The following is a 2561-nucleotide window of genomic DNA, read 5'->3' on the forward strand; positions in this document are numbered from 1 at the left end:
TAGGTGGAGCACGCAGAGCATAAAGGACAAGCCCAGAAAAGATGGTCACTGAAAGGTAGATGGGTCATGCGTGACCCATCCGGTTAAGTAGGTAGAGTATGATATACTCCCTGGGTTGTCTCCCCAAGACACCAGTAAGGAGGTCATGCGTGACCCATTTGGTTAAGGAGATAGAGTCATACACATCTCCCCAAGACACCGGTAGATGGGTCATGCGTGACCCATCCGGTTCATCAAATAGAACAACACGCATCTCCCCAATACACCGGTAAACCTCTACTGCGTAAATGGCTCGGTTCAACAAATGAAACAACACAAAAGAAACCCACAGCAGGCAATAAACAAAAACACCCCCGGAAATACCGGGGGTGCGCATCCTCTGGAAGGATTAGTTCATAATGGTGTTCTCGGTTTCCTTGTCGAACAGGTGAATCCGGTTCGGATCGATGGCAATATCGATCTCGTCCTGGGGACGAGCAGTGGAACGAGGAGATACACGAGCAGTCAGCGGATAACCCTCGCAGGTCAGGTACAGATAGGTCTCTGCGCCCATCAGCTCAGTGATATCCACAGTACACTTGATGACGCCTGTAGTTGCATTGGACAGATACATTTCCTCATCATGTACGTTCTCCGGACGAATGCCCAGGATGACTTCCTTGTCCACATAGTGCGCCAGGTTCTCATTGACCTTAGCCTCCGGAATTACGATCTCATACTTCACGCCGCGGGTAGTCTTTGTGTCGTTGGAGCCGAACTCAACCACATACTTGCCGTCACGCTGGTGCAGCATTGCTTCGATGAAGTTCATCTGGGGAGAACCCAGGAATCCAGCAACGAACTTGTTGACCGGCTGATCATACAGCACCTGCGGTGTATCGATCTGCTGAACAAAACCATCCTTCATAACAACGATCCGGTCGCCCATGGTCATTGCCTCGGTCTGGTCGTGGGTTACATAAATGAATGTAGTACCCAGCTTCTTGTGGATCTTGGAGATCTCGGTTCTCATCTGGGCACGGAGCTTTGCGTCCAGGTTGGACAGCGGCTCGTCGAGGAGGAATACCTGGGGCTGACGCACGATTGCACGACCCAGCGCAACTCTCTGACGCTGACCACCGGACATGGCCTTCGGCTTTCTGTCCAGCAGATGGGTCAGATCCAGGATTCTTGCAGCTTCCTCTACCTTGCGGGCGATCTCATCCTTGGGCACCTTGCGGAGCTTCAGACCGAACGCCATGTTCTCGAATACGGTCATGTGGGGATACAGCGCATAGTTCTGGAACACCATTGCGATATCTCTGTCCTTCGGCGCAATGTCGTTTACCAGACGGTCGCCGATGTACAGCTCGCCCTCGGAAATTTCCTCCAGACCAGCGATCATTCTCAGGGTTGTGGACTTACCACAGCCAGAGGGCCCTACCAATACGATAAATTCCTTATCTCTGATTTCCAGATTTACGTCTGAAACAGCTACGACGCCACCCGGATATTTTTTATAAATCCCGCGCAAAGACAAACCTGCCATTTCTTCCAGTCCTCCAATTATCAAAATTTTATTATTCTGTCCCCCAGAATAAGCTATGCATTTATCATACCAAATTTCACGGCATTTTGCAAGTCACTAATTACCCAAAGTTCAAGTTACTCATTTATCCAATATGAACAAAAAAAACAAGCGCAAAATCGCAGCACCTCGGAAAAATCGGGAGTTTTAAACAGCCGCTCGATATCTTTGTGCAAAAGCAACAGATAGTCTCCTTTTCCCAATTTTACGTCGATGGGCAGACCTCCCATCTGCACCCGGAGCAATTGTTCCACATGGTTTTCCACAGCGGCGAACATACGTTTCACCTGGTGAAATTTCCCTTCATGTAACTCCACCAGCGCCGTATTTTCCACGCCCGGCAATGCTGCCACCCTTGCCGGCAGGCACCGGGTACCATCCTCCAGCACCACCCCGTTTTCAAAAGTTTCAACAGTTTTTTCAACAACCGGCTTGGCAAGCTGCACAAGATAATACTTGGGGATGTGCCGCCGGGGGGATAAAATCCGGTGGGCAAGGTCTCCGTCGTTGGTCAGAAGCAGCATGCCCTCCGTGTCCACATCCAGCCGCCCGGCAGGGAAGATCCCCTTCCGCAGCTCCGGCGGCAGGAACTCCACCACCGTCTTGGTTTTTCCGGTTCGGGTGGAGGAAATGCAGCCCTTGGGCTTGTTGAGCATGTAGGTGCGATGGAGGGCGGTGGGCAGGATCACCCCTGCCAGCATGATCTCGTCCCCCTCCGGATCCACCTGCCGCCCCGGATCCTGTTCCGGCGCACCGTTGACCCGGACGCTGCCCCGGCGCAGCAGCTCCTTGACCTCCTTCCGGGAATAGGCGCTGTGATCTGCAATACATTTGTCAAGCCGCATATTTGTACTCCTTCCGGCGTAAATTGAAACAGAATGTCCCGCCCGCCGCCCTTTCTTTGGATTGGTTTTCTGTTCCGTTGCTCCATTTGTTTAACCAAACCACCTACGCAGTACGGGTTTACCGATGTCTTGGGGAGATGCATATGACT

The 2561-nt window shown here is 51.9% G+C and carries 2 protein-coding genes; both read right to left on the minus strand.

Annotated elements, in window-relative coordinates; genetic code table 11:
- Window positions 1-388: 388 nt before the first annotated feature.
- Complete coding sequence (locus RUM_RS01240; RefSeq protein ID WP_015557413.1) at window positions 389-1528, minus strand: ABC transporter ATP-binding protein; 1140 nt, start codon at window positions 1526-1528, stop codon at window positions 389-391.
- 116 nt (window positions 1529-1644) lie between these two features.
- Window positions 1645-2412, minus strand: a complete 768-nt coding sequence (locus RUM_RS01245; RefSeq protein ID WP_015557414.1) for a pseudouridine synthase — start codon at window positions 2410-2412, stop codon at window positions 1645-1647.
- Between the last annotated feature and the right edge of the window lie 149 nt (window positions 2413-2561).

It is taken from the genome of Ruminococcus champanellensis 18P13 = JCM 17042 (assembly GCF_000210095.1).
GTDB lineage: Bacteria > Bacillota > Clostridia > Oscillospirales > Ruminococcaceae > Ruminococcus_F > Ruminococcus_F champanellensis.